This window comes from Dankookia rubra (assembly GCF_004355005.1).
GTDB lineage: Bacteria > Pseudomonadota > Alphaproteobacteria > Acetobacterales > Acetobacteraceae > Paracraurococcus > Paracraurococcus ruber_A.
Map to the genome: position 1 here is coordinate 1 of NZ_SMSJ01000030.1, position 14,490 is coordinate 14,490.

Below are 14,490 nucleotides of genomic sequence, written 5' to 3' on the forward strand. Positions count from 1 at the left end.
ACAATCCGGGCCATGGCGCCGCTCCCCAACAGGGCCAGGCAGGTTACCACCCGCGCCCGGCCCAGGGGACCACAGCCTCACCGCGAGCCAATCACCCGGAGACGGTATCAGGCGTTGCCGCGCGACGGGTCCCGGACTCATGGAAGTGGATAAGGGGGCCCGGCAGAATGCCTTCTTCCCGGGCTTGCCTCCTTCAGCCCCGCGTCCTGAAGTCCGCCGCGCGCATCGTCCCGAGTTCGGTCAGGATCATCGGCCAGAGCCGCAGTCCTTCCTCCAACGAGGACAGCCGGAAGAACTCGTTCGGCGCATGCGCGTCCTCGTCCGGGCTGGCCAGGCCGAACATCAGGCTGTCGATGCCGAGCGTCTCCTGGAACAGCGTGGTGATCGGCACCGTGCCGCCGAGCCGCGTCACCGCGGGCCGGCCGCCCTTCTCCCGCGCCAGCACCGCCGCCGCCGCGGCGCGCAGCGGATGATCGGCCGCCAGCGTGAAGGCCCGCGTGCCGCCCGGGCGGCCATGGAATTCCAACGCAACGCCAGGCGGCGCGTGGCGCTCCAGATGCGCCTTCACCGCAGTCTGCGCGGCTTCCGGCTCCTGGCCCGGTACCAGCCGCATGGTCAGCTTGGCATGCGCCTCCGCCGGCGTGACCGTCTTGCCGCCATCGCCGGTATAGCCGCCCCACATCCCGTTCACCTCGACGGTCGGGCGCATCGTGGTGTTTTCCCGGACGCTGTAGGCGGGGTCGCCGAAGGGCGTGGCGCCGAACTCGGCATACCAAGCGGCCTCATCGAAGGGCAGGGACGCCGCCTCCATCCGCAGGGCATTGCTCAATGGCGGGATGCCGTCGTGGAAGCCCTCGACCGTCACCCGGCCCTGCTCGTCGTGCAGCGAGGCGACCAGCCGCGCGATCTCATGCAGCGCGTTCCGCATGGCGCCGCCGACCTTGCCGGAATGCGCGTCCTTGGCCGCGGTGCGCAGGCTGAACTGCAGGGCGCAGATGCCGCGGCAGCCGATGTTCAGCGCCGGCTGCTTCCCCGCCGCGCCGCCGCCATCGGCGGACAGCATGGCATCCGCGGCCAGCAACTCGCGGTGCGCCTTGACCAGCGCGGGGAGGGAGGGGCTGCCGACCTCCTCCTCACCCTCGAGGAAGAGCTTCACGTTCACCGGGCAACCGCCCTCGACCGCCAGGAACCCCGCCACCGCCTCGACCGCGACGGTGGTCGAGCCCTTCACGTCGGAGGCGCCGCGGCCATAGAGCCGGCCGTCGCGGATCGTCGGCTCGAAGGGCGGGGAATGCCAGAGCGGCAGCGGATCGGCCGGCTGCACGTCGTAGTGGCCGTAGATCATGATGGTCGGCCTGTCCGGCCCGGCGCCGGTCCAGGCGCCGAATATTGCCGGCTGGCCGCCTGGTGCCTCCAGCAGCCGCACCTCGGTGAGGCCTATGGAGCGCAGACGGCCCAGCAGGAACTCACGCGCGCCGCGCATTCCCTCGGCGAAGGCCGGGTCGGTGCTGACGGAAGGAAAGCGGATCAGGGTGCACAGGCGGTCGAGGATCGCGTCCCGCTGCCCTGCCAGGTACTCGGCCACCCGTTCGCTCATGTCGTCCGCTCCGCTGCCTGTCGGAGCAGCTTTGCCCCGGAGCAAGCGCCGAGCAAAGCCCAAGCTATTCGGCGGGCGCTTCCTCTTCCTCGAAATCGTCGGAGAAGAGGTTCATCAGCCCGCCGGTCGCGGCCGAGCGGCCAGCCAGCTTGCGCCGCGCCGCCACCTCGATCTGCTCCTGCGCCGCGGTGAAGCAAGGCAGCACGTCGGGCGGGCGGAGCCAGCGGCGGTTGCTGATGTCCTGCAGGGCGCCCAGCGAGATGGCGCAGGCACAGGCGGTACCGTCCACCTCGACCTCGAACAGCACGCGGCGGCCATCGACTCGCGCGCGCAGGGCCGGTTTCGGCTGGGGAGCCTTGGACATGAGGTGATCCTCCAGCCGAGGTGGGCTCGGACAATGGCGTTGCCCCGGCAATGGCGGGAGACGAGGCGGATGCTACCTAGATGGGGCCTGGCGGGCGAAGGCACAACCGGCGACGGGTCATAGGCGGTGGCCTCGCGAGCGGTTCAGCGCCGCAGGGTATGCGCGGCGGTCGCCAGCACCATCGCCAGGCCGGCTGCCGCCATGATCGGAATCGCCACTGCCGGGCCCCAGGCATCGGCCAGCGCACCGATCGACAGTTGCCCAGCCGGCCCCATGCCGATGCAAGTGGTGACCAGGCCGAGCACGCGCGAGCGCGCCTCGGGCGGCGCCTGGGTGACCGGCAGGGCGGTCTGCAGCGCGGCAAACAGCGCGGTGCCGCTGCCGCCCAGCATCAGCACGGCAACCGCCAGCGGCAGGGTCGGGGCGAGTGCCACCAGCAGCAGGCAGAGCAGGAAAAACCCGCCGCCGGCCAGCATCAGGGCCGGCGAGAGCGGCACGCCGCGGCGGGAGGCCATGACCAGCCCGGTCAGCAGCGCCCCGGCCGGCTCCGCCGCGGACAGCAGGCCAATCTGCACCGGGGTCGCGGCGAAGGCGAGGCTGCCGAAGGCCGGCAGCACCGCCATGAAGCAGAAACCGAAGACGTTCATCGCTATGGTGATCAGCACCACCGCCTGCAGCACCCGCATCCGCCGCACCACGCCGATCGCGTCCGCCATCTCCGCCAGCAGCAGGCGCGGCACGAAGCGGCGGGTCGCCTGGGTGTGGCGCACCCCGGCGAGCAAGGTAAAGGTCAGGGCGTAGCAGGCGGTGGCGACCAGGTAGGCCGTGGGCAGGCCGAGATACTCGTAGATCGCGCCGCCGAGCAGCGGCCCGGCCATGCGCGTGGTATTGGCGGTGAGGCTGTCGAAGGCGACGGCGGTGACCACGTCGCGCTCGCCGGCGACTTCGGTCAGCATGCGGCGGCGGGAAGCCATCTCCCCGGTCCAGACGAGACCACCCAGGAAGCCCTGCGCGGCCAGGTGCCAGACCTGCAACGCGCCGGATGCCGCGAGCGCGAGGATCACCAGAGCGCCGGCGCAGGTCGCCGCCTGGCCCGCCATCAGCAGTCGGCGGCGGTCCAGCACCTCGGCCAGCGCGCCGGCGGCCGCACCCAGCAGCAGCATCGGCAGGGCACGCATCAGCGCGACCATCGAGACGGCGAGGGCGGAATGCGTCGTCTCGAAGGTCCAGATGGCGGCGACCAGGATCTCCACCCAGCGCATGGCATTGGCGATGCCGCCCACCGCCCAGAGGCGGCGGAAGGCGGGCATGGCGAGCAGCCGCCGAAGCGGATGGGTGGAGTCCTGCAGGTCGCGGGGCAAGGCTGGCGTTGCGGCCAGCCTTGCCCGGCCGGGCGCGGCTGCCAAGGGGCTGGCGCGCGCGGCATTCCGGTGCAGGATGCGGACAAAGCAATCCCGGAGGAGATCGCCATGCCCTATGCCCCGTCCGAAGGCGCGCGCATCTGGTACGAGGAGGCGGGCCACGGCCTGCCGCTCCTGTTCATCCACGAATTCGGTGCCGACCACCGGGAATGGGAGGACCAGGTGCGGTTCTTCTCCCGCGAATACCGCTGCCTCACCTATGCGGCGCGCGGCTACACGCCCTCCGACGTGCCGGACGACCCGAAGCTCTACGGCCAGGATTTCGCGGTGAAGGATGCCGTCGCGGTGCTGCGGCACCTCGGCATCCCGAAGGCGCACATCGTCGGGCTGTCGATGGGCGGGTTCGCCGCGATCCTCTTCGGCATCCGCCACCCGGAGATGGCGATCTCCCTGGTCCCGGCCGGCGCCGGCTCGGGCTCGCCGCGCGAGGAGCAAGCGGCCTTCCGCGCCGGCTGCCAGGCGCGCGGCGACAAGCTGATCGCGCAGGGCTGGGCCGGCGAGCTGGCCGAGGAGACCGGGCATTCGCCGACCCGCATCCAGCTGAAGAAGAAGGACCCGCGCGGCTGGGCCGCCTACATGCAGCGGCTGTCCGAGCATTCCGGCCTCGGCAGCGGCCTGACCATGAAGCACTACCAGGGTGAGCGGGATTCGATCTTCGACTGGGAAGCCGAGCTGCGGCGGATGACCGTGCCGACCCTGCTGGCGGTGGGGGACGAGGACGGACCCTGCGTCGCCACCAATGTCTGGCTGAAGTCGGTGCTGCCGAATTGCGGGCTCTGGCTCTGCCCGCGCACCGGCCATGCCATCAACCTCGAGGAGCCGGCGGCCTTCAACCGGGAGGTCGCGGCCTTCCTGTCGACCGTCGAGCGGGGGCGCTGGACGCTGGGCTGAGGCAGGGAGGCGGGGATCAGCCCGCCTCCATCTCCTCCCGCAGCAACTCGAGTTCCAGCCACTCCTCCTCCGCCGCGGCCAGCGCCGCCTCCTTCTCCGCCAGGGCGGCGCTGAAGCGGTCGAAGCGAGCACGGTCGCGGCTGTACAGGTCGGGCGCGGCGAGTGCCGTCCGCAGCGTGGCGATCTCCTTCTCCAGCGCCGCCATGCGGCCGGGCAGAGTCTCCAGCGCATGCTGCTGCTTGAAGGTCATGCGCTTCCGTGCGGCCGGCGCCAGTGCGACGGGCACGGCCGGCTTCGGCGCGGCGGCGGGCTTCGGCGCCTCGGCCACCTTGGCCTCCACGCCGCGGCCGCGCTGCGTCACCATGTCGGAATAGCCGCCGGCATATTCCTGCCAGCGCCCGTCGCCCTCCGCCACGATCACGCTGGTGCAGACGCGGTCAAGGAAGTCGCGGTCGTGGCTGACCACCAGCACCGTGCCGGGATACTCGGCCAGCAGCTCCTCCAGCAGGTCAAGCGTCTCGAGGTCGAGGTCGTTGGTCGGCTCGTCCAGCACCAGCAGGTTGGAAGGCCGGGCGAGGGCGCGCGCCAGCATCAGCCGGCCGCGTTCGCCGCCCGAGAGCACGCCGACCGCGGTCCGCGCCTGGTCGGGGACAAAGAGGAAGTCCTTCATGTAGCCGACGACGTGGCGCCGCTGCCCGGCGACCTCCACCTGGTCGCCGCTGCCGCCGGTCAGCGCCGCCTGCAGGCTGATCGCGGGATCGAGGCTTTCGCGCTTCTGGTCGAGCGTGACCATATGCAGCCCGGTGCCGAGCCGCACCTCCCCCGCATCCGGCGCCAGCGCCCCGGTCAGCAGATTCAGCAGAGTGGTCTTGCCGGCGCCGTTGGGACCGACGATGCCGACCCGGTCGCGCCTCAGGATGCGGGTCGAGAAGTCGCGCACCACCGGGCCTTCGCCGAACGCCTTGGTGACCTGGTCGGCCTGGGTCACCACCGTGCCGCTGCCCTCGGCCTCGGTCGCCGCCATGCGGACGGTGCCGGCGGCCTTCAGGGTCTCCCGCCGGCGCTGCCGCAACGCAGCCAGTTCGCCGACCCGGCGCATGTTGCGCTTGCGCCGGGCGGTGACGCCGTAGCGCATCCAGTGCTCCTCCCGCACGATCTTGCGGTCGAGCTTGTGCGCGGCGGTCTCCTCCTCCTCCAGCACCTGGTCGCGCCAGGCCTCGAAGCCGGCAAAGCCCTGTTCCAGCCGGCGGGTCAGGCCGCGGTCGAGCCAGACCATGGCGCGGCTGAGCCGTTCCAGAAATCGCCGGTCGTGGCTGATCAGCACCAGCGCACCGCGGAAGGCGGCCAGTTCCTGTTCCAGCCAGGCGATCGCCGGCAGGTCGAGGTGGTTGGTCGGCTCATCCAGTAGCAGGATGTCAGGGGAGGGGGCGAGCGCCCGGGCGAGCGCCGCGCGCCGCGCCTCGCCGCCCGAGAGCCGCCCCGGCTCCTCCTCCCCGGTCAGGCCGAGCTGTTCGAGCAGCCAGCGGGCACGGTAGGGGTCGTCGGCCGGGCCGAGGCCAGATTCGACATGCTCCCAGACCGTCCGCACGCCGCCGAAGCCGGGCTCCTGCGGCAGGGTGCGGAGGGTTGCGCCGGGCTGCAGGAAGCGGGTGCCGTTTTCGGGCTGGATCTCCCCGGCCGCCACCCGCAGCAGGGTCGACTTGCCGGAGCCGTTGCGGCCGACCAGCGCCACCCGATCCCCGGCGCCGACCGAGAGGGTCGCGCCGGTCAGCAACGGCGTGGTGCCGAGATGGAGGTGGATGTCCTGGAGGATGAGAAGGGGCGGGGCCATGCGGCGGGAAAGGGGGGTGGAGGGCCCGCCGCGTCAAGCCTTCCGACCCCTGGGGCGCGCGAGCCGTGGCGCCGGCCCGCGCCGCCTCACGCCTCCTCCGCCGGGGCGGCGGGCGGCTCGCGCTCGGCCTCGATCACCGGCGGCCGGGCGATCGCGCCCCAGACCCGTCGCCAGACATCCAGCGGCAGCAGGACGTAAGCCTCCGTGCCATGCCGGGTGAGCACCACCGGGCCGCCCACCGCATGGTCGAGCAGCTTCGGTACCGCCACCTCGACCGGCGCCATGTCGAATCGCGGCTGGCCTTCCAGCCCCGGCGCGGGATGCTCCACGCTGCCGGAGCGGATCGCCTGGTCCTCGTCCATCCGCCAGCCGGCCATGCCTGGTGCCACCCTGCCGTTCCGCCGCCCGACCTGCCTCGGGATGCCGGCTGGCTATAGCAGGTCGCTGCGCGGCTGGAGAACGCCGCCCGGTCGAAATCCGCAGGGTCCGGCGCCGTGGCCGAGGCGTCAGGAGCAAGCATCACGCGGCCGAAGCGCGGGCCAGGTCCTCCAGCGCCCGTTCCAAGGCCGCGCTCTTGGCCTCATCGAGGGCGAAGCGCAGCCGCTGCCCGTCGCCGGTGGTGCCGCCGAGAAGCATGAAAGGCAACGGCTGCCCGATGCCGGGCACCCGCAGACTGCCGCGGGCCTCCGTCGGCAGCGGCCCGGCGGGCAGGATGCGGGCACCGCCGGCCGAGATATTCAGCAGTCTGGCCTCCATCGCCGGATGCCCGTCGAGCTCCAACCGCACCTGGCGCGGCAGCACGATGCGCGGCGTAGCGCGGCGGTCGACCTCGGGCGTCGCGCTGCGGACCACTTGCACCAGTCTGCCGCGCAATTCGGCGATCGCCGCCCGCGCCTCGGCGGCGCCGCTGCGGACGTCGGCGGCGCGGCTGCCGGCCTCGGCGGTTGCCGCCGAGACCTCGCCGATCCGCTCGGAAACCTCGCGCGCCGCGGTCGTGGTCTCGGCCACTGTCCGGGCGATCTCCTGGGTCGCCGCGGCCTGCTCCTCGACCGCCGTGGCGATGGCGGCGGAGGTATGGTCGATCCGATCGACCGCCGCGGCGATGTCGCGCACTGCCGCCACCGCGCTTGCCGTCGCGGCGTCGATGCCGGCGACCAGCCGGCCGATCTCGTCGGTCGCCTGTGCCGTCTGGGCGGCGAGCTGCTTGACCTCACCGGCGACCACGGCGAAGCCCTTGCCGGCCTCGCCCGCCCGCGCGGCCTCGATGGTCGCGTTCAGTGCGAGCAGGTTGGTCCGGCCGGCGATCTCGGCGATCAGCCGCACCGCCGCGCCGACCCGGGCGGCGCTGTCGGCCAGGCCGCGGATCACCGCCTGGCTGGCCACCCCCTGCTCCGCCGCATGGCGGGTGGTGGCGGAGGCGGCGGCGACCTGGGCGGAAATCTCCCGCACGCTGGCCGAAAGCTGCTCGGCCGCCGCCGCGACCGTCTCGGCATTGCGGAGCGCCTGGTCGGCGGCGGCGGCGACCTGGGCGCTGCTGGCTGCGACGGTTTCGGCGGTCTGCGCCATGCCGTCGGCATCGGCGGCCATCGTCTCCGCCCGCGCACCGATCCGGGTGACGGCGGCGGTCGCCGCATCCTCCACCCGGTCGGCCATGCCGAGCAGCGCCTGGCGCTTGGCCGCCTCCGCCGCCTGCCGCTCGGCCTCTTGCCGGGCGCGCAGCGCCGCGGCCTCGGCCAAGCCGTCGCGGAAGACCGCGACTGCCGCCGCCATCTGGCCGATCTCGTCGCGCCGCGCCTGTCCCGGGACGTCCGGCAGCGGTTCCCCGGCCGCCAGGCTGCGCATCGCCGCGCCCAGGGCGGTGACCGGTCGGGCGAAGCCGGCACCGATCCACAAACCGAGCGGCAGGATCGCCGCGAGGGCGACGCCAAGCAGCAGCAGACCGCGGTCGAGGACCCGGTCGAGCACCGCGAAGGCTTCCGTGACCGGCACCCGCACCAGGCTCGACCAGCCGAGCCCGGCGAAGCCCATGGCGCCTTGGCTGCGGGCATAGCCGGCGGCCTGGTCAATCGACTTCCGGGCATGCCGGGCGATCGTCGCGCCGGATTCGCCGCGCACGGCCGCGGCTGCGGCTGCGACGCCGCGCTCGGCGAGGTTCAGCCGGCCGATCACCCCGAAGTCGCGGCGATAAGCGCCCGGCCGGGCAATCGGGTCGTAATCGACCAGCACGGCGCCGGCGGCGTCCAGCACCGTCAGTTCCGCCCCGGGCATGCCGCTCTTGGCAAGTCTGGCGTGGAAATCGGCGACGATCTGCTCGACCAGGCCGAAATCGGCGAAGTTCGCCCAGACGCCCAGCAGCTTGCCGGCTTGGTCCTTCACCGGCGCGGCGAAGACGATGCTGTAGCCGTCCTCGCCCGCGAAGGCTTCCGCGACCTCGGGGGCACGGGCCGGGGGCTCCACCACCGTTCCGGTAAGGCCTTCCGGCCCCACCAGGAATTCCCCGCGCAGCGCACGGCCAAGCCAGGGCGCCTCGGCGAAGGATCGGGCATAGAGCGGCTCGGTCAGGATCGGCTTGCCGAGCGCGTCGCGGCTATTGACCGCCAGCACCTCACCCTACGGATCGACCAGCACCGCCAGCTTGTAGACGCCGTAGAGCGCGACATATTCATCGATCGCCCGCACCAGCGGGTTGTCCGCGCCTGGCCGGCGCCAGTTGGCGGGCTCATGCGCCACGGTGTTGAGGCCGAAGGCCTGGACGTCGCCATAGCGCTCGAACAGGTTGCGGTCGATCGTGTCGCCGAGGCTGGCGGCGGCATCGGCCAGCCGGTCCATGGCGGTGCGGTGCAGGTCGCCGCGCTCGGCCAGGAAGGCGCCGCCGAGGAGCATCGCCGGGACCAGCCCGAAGCCGAGCAGCAGCAGCACGACGCGGCTTCGCATGGTGAGGGTCGGGAGGCGCATGCAAAGGAATCCGGGCCAGTGCTTGGGGCGCGGATACTGCATCGCGTGGCGTTAACGCGGCGCGAAGAGGCCCGAGAATGGTCGCCCCGGCCCTCAGAAAGCCGCGTGCAGACGCATTGCCAGGACCGGCACCGGGCCGCGATCGGCATTATAGGCCGGGTTCACGACGAGTTGGAGGTTCGCCGCCAGGTTCAGGCCGGGCGCCAGCCGCATGTCGTAGTAGGTCTCGGCGGTCACTTCCGGCCGGTAGTTCAGCCGCCCGTCGCCGGTGATAAAGCCGATGCCGCCGGCTTCCAGGAAACGCCGGTGCGGGTCGGACAGCCCGCCGGTGTTGAAGGCGAGCCCGACGATGTCAAGCGGCCGGTCCCAGCGCAGCCCGGCCAGCGACAGCCCGGCCGAGACCGACCAGTCCATCTCGGTGAACATCCAGTTCTGCGCCCGGCCGTCATTCCAGCCGAGCCGGGCGAAGCCGCCCAGGTCCTCGGTGAAGGCCTGTTCCAGGTTCAGCGCCAGCATGCGCTTGGTGCGGAAGGTACGCAGGGCATCAGTGTCGGCCTGGTTCGCCGCCACCGCGCCGGTCAGTGCGTCCCAGCGGGCGGAGCGGGTGCGCGACAGGCCGCCGAGCAGCCGCACCATGCCGGCATGCGGGCCGATCGACCAGGCGCGCTCGACCTGGGTCAGCGCCTGCCAGCCCTTCAGCCAGCGTGGCTCGAGGTCGAGCGAATTGGCGTCGCGCGCCACCCGGAAGGCGCCGCTGCGCACCGCCCATGTGCCGTTCTCCCATTCCGCCACGGCGCCGTCGGTGAAGCCGCGCGCATCGGCGGCGAAGTCGAAGGCGCCGGTGCCGACCAGGCCCCAGCTCATGAACTGGCTACGGGCATCGTGCGCGTATCGGTTGTCATCGAAGAAGTCCCAGCTCGAGACCCGCCCGGCGGTCAGCGTGATGCGCTCCCGCGCCAGGGGCCCGGTGAAGCGCATCGGGTCGGGGTCGGTGCCGAGCTCGGTTTCGGCCGAGAGGTCGATGGTCTGCCGCACAAACAACCGCGACAGCCAGAGCGACGGGTCGCGGGTGCCGAGCCGGAAGGCCTCGCCGTTCGGGAAATTCGCCACGCCGACCGAGTTCGACAGGCCGAAGCCGCGGGTCAGGGACGGCACCGCGACCACCTCGGCATTGCTCCAGAGACGGCGGCCGAGCACCAGGTCGATCGACTGGGTGTTCCGCGTCTCCTGCTTCGGGCTGAGACTGGCCGGACCCTGGTAAGGCGAGCGGAAGGACGGGTGGGCCTGGACGATGCCGGTGAACTGGCCGCGCAGGAACCAGCCCTGCTGTTCCAGCCGGGCGAGCCATTCCTCGCCGCCCGTGATCAGGGCGTCGATGTTCGGCTGGTAGATCGGCCCGGCGATGCCGCGCTGCGCCTGCGCCTCGCCCGGCAGCAGCGCCGCCGCGCAAAGCCAGGCCGCAAATCCCAGTAGGCGCGCCACCCCCGCCCGCATACGTCATCCCCCGGCCTTGCCGGGGCTGTTACGGGAGCCGCCGGGGGGGGCGCAAGCCGGGCGCGGCGACTGTCGCGCAACCGTCACGCTTCCGCCGGCTTACCCCGACCGGGCGGCGGTGTCGGGGTTTGACCGGCGGCGCGGCCTCATCGATCCTTGGCCCCTTCCGGGAGGATAGCACACCATGGTCGACCGCCCCTTCACCCGCGCGGACCTCGAACTGCTGCGGCGGTGGGACACGCCGACGATCTGCAACGCGATGGAGATCGTCATGCCGGCGCGGCGCGGCCGCGGCTTCACGCTGCAGCCCTTCGTGGCCGCCGATCCGTCGCTGCCGCCGATCTGCGGCCTGGCCCGCACCGGGCAGATCCGCGCCGCCGCGCCTTCGGGCCGCAGCAAGGAACAGGACAAGGCCGCCCGCATCGGCTGGTACGAATACGTGGCGGATGCCGACCTGCCGACCATCGTGGTGATCGAGGACCTCGACGAGACCCCCGGATTCGGCGCCTTCTGGGGCGAGGTGAACAGCAACGTCCACAAGGGCCTCGGCTGCCTCGGCTGCGTGACCTCCGGTTCGTTCCGCGACCTCGACATGCTGGCGCCGGGCTTTCAAATCATCGGCGGCATGGTCAACCCGAGCCATGCCCATGTGCACATGGTCGATTTCGGCCGAGACGTGCTGGTGCACGGCATGCCGGTGATGCACGACGACGTGGTGCATGCCGACCGTCACGGCGCGGTGGTGATCCCGGCGGATGCGGTGCGGCAACTGCCCGCGGCGATCGACCTAATCACCCGGAAGGAGGCCGTGATCCTCGAGATGGCGAAGCGCGACGACTTCGACATCGAGAAGCTGAAGGACGCGCTGTCGCGGTCCGAGGACATTCACTGAGGCGGGCCGTCCCGGCCGGGCCGCCCCACACGCGCCCGGCCGAGCCGCGTCCGATGGAGCCCTGATGCCCGAGATGCCCGAACTGCCGCCGCCGCTCGCGGTGGTCCGCCCCGATTGGGTGGACAACAACGGCCACATGAACATGGGCTTCTACATGGTCGTGTTCGACATCGCGACCGACCAGCTCTGGCCGAGGCTCGGCCTCGGCGCGCCCTTCCGCGAGCGCGGCCTGGCCACCTTCGCCGCCGAGGCCTGGGTGAACTACGTGCGGGAGGCGCATGAGGGCATGCCGCTGGCCTGCACGAACGAGGTGCTGGGCTACGACGGCAAGCGCCTGCTGGCGACCCACCGGATGTACCACGCGAGGGAAGGCTGGCTCGCCGCCGAGAACGAGGTGCTCTACCTCTGCGTCGACCTCGGCATCCGCCGGGTGACCGGCTGGCCCGAGGACGTGCTGGCGCGCTTCGCCGCGCTGAGCACCGGGCGGCCCGGCCGGCGGCTGGCGCTGGCGCGCCGGGGTGGGTAGCAGTCGCGCGAGGCCGCGCGCTTTGGTTTGAAATCTACCGTTGCAGCACCCAGGTTCCGGTTTGGCCGGCGTGCGGATCGCGCTGCGGTCCGGCCCGGGATGGGCCCGCCATCAGACCGGCGGCGCCCGACAGCGCAGGGCAGGGATGACGGGCAACCTCGATAGCTGCGCCAGGATCGCTTGCCCGGAATGCGGTGCGGCCGGTACCGCGTTCTGGCGCAAGGACGCGCTGCGCGGGCAGGGCCGGGAGCTGCTGGGCCTCACCCGAGGCTTCGTGCGCCGGCCGGGGGACCACCGGGCCGATCCCTGCATCCTCTGTGTCGCCTGCCATGTCCAGGCCGTGGAAGGGCCATTCATGGCCGAGTGCTCCGACATCTGAAGGGCGCCGTCCCGCCGGTGCCTGGCCGGGTCAGGCCGGCGGCAGCTCGCCGATCTGCCGTCGCAGCGCCTCCACATCCTCGTGCCGTGGCTTGGCCGTGCCGGGCCGCATCACCGCCGCGGCGCCGCAGGCCATGCCCCAGGCGAAGGCCTCGCGCGGGCTCTCGCCCTGCGCCAGCTTCCAGACCATCGCCGCCAGGAAGCTGTCCCCGGCGCCGACCGCGCCCAGCACCGGGACGTCCAGCGCCCGAAGCCGCAGGATGCCGGCGGGCTCGGCGAGCAGCGCGCCCTCATGCCCGAGCGAGACGGCGCAGAGCGCGGCGCCGCCCTCCCGCACCAGGGCCAGCGCCGCCTCGTTCAGCGCCCGCGGCGTGCCGAGCGGGCGGCCGACCGTCGCCTCGAACTCGCCGCGGCTCGGCTTGATCAGCGCGAGCCCATGGCCGAGCGCCGCCTTCAGCGGCGGGCCGGAGGTATCGAGCACCAGATGCCGGCCCTGCCGCGCCGCCAACTCGGCGACGCGGACATAGACGTCGTCGGGAATGCCGGGCGGCAGGCTGCCGCTGGCGATGATCCAGTCGCCCGGCTCGGCCTCCAACACCGAGAGCGCGGCGCGCCATTCGGCCTCCGACACCTCCGGCCCTTCCGGCACAAAGCGGAATTCGTTGCGGGTCGAGAGGTCGTTGACCGTGTGGCACATGCGGGTGTTGCCGGCGATCGGGATGCTGCGGCGGGGGACGCCGTCCGCCTCCAGCAGCTGTTCCAGCAGCGCGCCCGCCAGGCCGCCGCTCAGGATGACGGCCAGCGTCTCGGCGCCGAGCTCGTGCAGCACGCGGGAGACGTTGACCCCGCCGCCACCGGCGTCGAAGCGCTCGTTCCGTGTGCGCGTCTTGCGGACGGCGCGGATCATGTCCGCTTCGGCGGAGATGTCGACGCTGGGATTCAGGGTCAGGGTAACGATGCGGGACGCCATGCGGCCCGGAGGCTAAGGGCATCCCGCCGCATCGCGAAGCGGAAAAGCCCCCGCGCCGCGATGCGTGCGGCTCAGTCGTCGCCGTGCCTGGTCACCCGCATGGCGGTGGCCAGCTTCATCACCGCGCAGGAGGCCAGCCGCGCCCGCGGCCCCTCCGCCCGGCTGGTGAGCGCGATCGGCACCCTAGCCCCGACCACGACCCCGGCGCTTTCCGCGCCCGCCAGGTATTGCAGCTGCTTGGCGAGCATGTTGCCCGCGGTCAGGTCGGGCACCAGCAGGATGTCGGGATCGCCGGCGACCGGGCTCACCAGGTGCTTCGCCTCGGCCGCTTCCAGGCTGATGGCATTGTCGAAGGCCAGCGGCCCGTCGACGATGCCGCCCTCGATCTGGCCGCGATCCGCCATCTTCGACAGCGCCGCGGCATCGAGCGTCGCCGGCTGCTTCGCGGTCACCACCTCGACCGCCGCCAGCACCGCCAGCTTCGGCCGTTCGATCCCGAGCGCGATGCAGAGGTCGATGGCGTTGCGGGCGATGTCGGCCTTGGTCTCGAGGTCGGGCTCGATGTTGATCGCCGCGTCGGTGACCACCAGCGGCTTGTGGTAGAGCGGCACGTCGAGGATGAAGCAGTGGCTGACGCGGCGCTCGGTCCGCAGCCCGCCGACCCGGGCGACGACGGCGGCCAGCATCTCGTCGGTGTGCAGGCTGCCCTTCAGCAGCGCCGCAGCACGGCCTTCGCTCGCCAGGGCGACGGCGCGCTCGGCGGCGGCATGGCTGTGCGGCACGTCCTCGATCGCCGCGCCGGCCAGGTCGATCCCGCCGGCGGCCGCGGCGGCGCGGATCCTGGCGGCGGGACCGACCAGGATCGGGACGATCAGCCCGGCCTCGGCGGCTTCCATCGCGCCGGCGAGGCTGGCGGCATCCACCGGATGCACCACGGCGCAGGGCAGGGCGGGGCCGGCGGCCACGGCGCGGGCGACCAGCCGGGCCAGCTTGTCGTCCGAGGCGGAGGGGTGCGGTACGTCAGTCATCCAGGATGCCTAGCGCGGAGCGAAGGGCGGTGGCCAGGTGGGGGGCGGCCGGCTGGACCCTTTGCCGTGGCAAGGACCAAGGTTCGGAAAGGAAAGCATCCGCTTCCCAAGCTCCTCCCTGCCATCCTGTGGGCCCGGTGCCA

Annotated in this window: 14 protein-coding genes; 4 read left to right on the top strand and 10 right to left on the bottom strand. The window is 72.4% G+C overall.

Features of this window, described 5'->3' with window-relative positions; translation table 11 throughout:
* Positions 1-193: 193 nt before the first annotated feature.
* The 3 genes from E2C06_RS19630 to E2C06_RS19640 form a co-directional block, all read right to left on the bottom strand.
* Entirely contained in the window at positions 194-1,597 is a 1,404-nt protein-coding gene (locus E2C06_RS19630; RefSeq protein ID WP_133290315.1) for a dipeptidase, read from the bottom strand.
* 64 nt (positions 1,598-1,661) lie between these two features.
* Positions 1,662-1,961, bottom strand: a complete 300-nt coding sequence (locus E2C06_RS19635; RefSeq protein ID WP_133290316.1) for a DUF1488 family protein — start codon at positions 1,959-1,961, stop codon at positions 1,662-1,664.
* A 143-nt stretch (positions 1,962-2,104) separates the two neighbouring features.
* Positions 2,105-3,322, bottom strand: coding sequence for an MFS transporter (locus E2C06_RS19640; RefSeq protein WP_133290317.1), 1,218 nt, complete (start codon positions 3,320-3,322; stop codon positions 2,105-2,107).
* A gap of 108 nt (positions 3,323-3,430) precedes the next feature.
* Here E2C06_RS19640 and E2C06_RS19645 point away from each other — a divergent pair, with 108 nt between their 5' ends.
* Positions 3,431-4,273: an alpha/beta fold hydrolase gene (locus E2C06_RS19645; RefSeq protein WP_133290318.1), complete on the top strand. Its 843-nt coding sequence runs from the start codon at positions 3,431-3,433 to the stop codon at positions 4,271-4,273.
* A gap of 16 nt (positions 4,274-4,289) precedes the next feature.
* Here the strand turns inward: E2C06_RS19645 and E2C06_RS19650 are convergent, their stop codons facing one another.
* The 5 genes from E2C06_RS19650 to E2C06_RS19670 all read right to left on the bottom strand — a co-directional run bounded on the left by E2C06_RS19650 (position 4,290) and on the right by E2C06_RS19670 (position 10,553).
* Positions 4,290-6,104: an ABC-F family ATP-binding cassette domain-containing protein gene (locus E2C06_RS19650; protein WP_133290319.1), complete on the bottom strand. Its 1,815-nt coding sequence runs from the start codon at positions 6,102-6,104 to the stop codon at positions 4,290-4,292.
* Between the two features lie 86 nt (positions 6,105-6,190).
* Positions 6,191-6,493: a type II toxin-antitoxin system Phd/YefM family antitoxin gene (locus E2C06_RS19655; protein ID WP_133290320.1), complete on the bottom strand. Its 303-nt coding sequence runs from the start codon at positions 6,491-6,493 to the stop codon at positions 6,191-6,193.
* Positions 6,494-6,623: 130 nt separating this feature from the next.
* On the bottom strand, positions 6,624-8,708 hold the full coding sequence (locus E2C06_RS19660) for a methyl-accepting chemotaxis protein (RefSeq protein WP_133290321.1): 2,085 nt from the start codon (positions 8,706-8,708) through the stop codon (positions 6,624-6,626).
* Between the two features lie 6 nt (positions 8,709-8,714).
* The gene (locus E2C06_RS19665; protein ID WP_133290322.1) at positions 8,715-9,059 is read right to left on the bottom strand and encodes a hypothetical protein; all 345 of its coding nucleotides are present in this window, start codon (positions 9,057-9,059) and stop codon (positions 8,715-8,717) included.
* A gap of 93 nt (positions 9,060-9,152) precedes the next feature.
* Positions 9,153-10,553 carry a carbohydrate porin gene (locus tag E2C06_RS19670; protein ID WP_133290323.1) on the bottom strand — a complete coding sequence of 467 codons (1,401 nt, stop codon included), beginning with the start codon at positions 10,551-10,553 and terminating at the stop codon, positions 9,153-9,155.
* 184 nt (positions 10,554-10,737) lie between these two features.
* On the opposite strand from E2C06_RS19670, the gene E2C06_RS19675 reads away from it, so the two are divergent.
* The 3 genes from E2C06_RS19675 to E2C06_RS19685 all read left to right on the top strand — a co-directional run bounded on the left by E2C06_RS19675 (position 10,738) and on the right by E2C06_RS19685 (position 12,350).
* Positions 10,738-11,445 (top strand): RraA family protein, encoded by a 708-nt coding sequence (locus tag E2C06_RS19675; protein ID WP_133290324.1) that lies wholly within the window; start codon positions 10,738-10,740, stop codon positions 11,443-11,445.
* Positions 11,446-11,509: 64 nt separating this feature from the next.
* On the top strand, positions 11,510-11,971 hold the full coding sequence (locus E2C06_RS19680) for an acyl-CoA thioesterase (RefSeq protein ID WP_133290325.1): 462 nt from the start codon (positions 11,510-11,512) through the stop codon (positions 11,969-11,971).
* Between the two features lie 145 nt (positions 11,972-12,116).
* Positions 12,117-12,350, top strand: coding sequence for a hypothetical protein (locus E2C06_RS19685; protein WP_133290326.1), 234 nt, complete (start codon positions 12,117-12,119; stop codon positions 12,348-12,350).
* Between the two features lie 30 nt (positions 12,351-12,380).
* Here the strand turns inward: E2C06_RS19685 and E2C06_RS19690 are convergent, their stop codons facing one another.
* Both E2C06_RS19690 and E2C06_RS19695 read right to left on the bottom strand, forming a co-directional pair.
* Complete coding sequence (locus tag E2C06_RS19690; RefSeq protein ID WP_133290327.1) at positions 12,381-13,319, bottom strand: 1-phosphofructokinase family hexose kinase; 939 nt, start codon at positions 13,317-13,319, stop codon at positions 12,381-12,383.
* Positions 13,320-13,390: 71 nt separating this feature from the next.
* Entirely contained in the window at positions 13,391-14,347 is a 957-nt protein-coding gene (locus E2C06_RS19695; protein ID WP_133290328.1) for a bifunctional enoyl-CoA hydratase/phosphate acetyltransferase, read from the bottom strand.
* Positions 14,348-14,490: the final 143 nt, after the last annotated feature.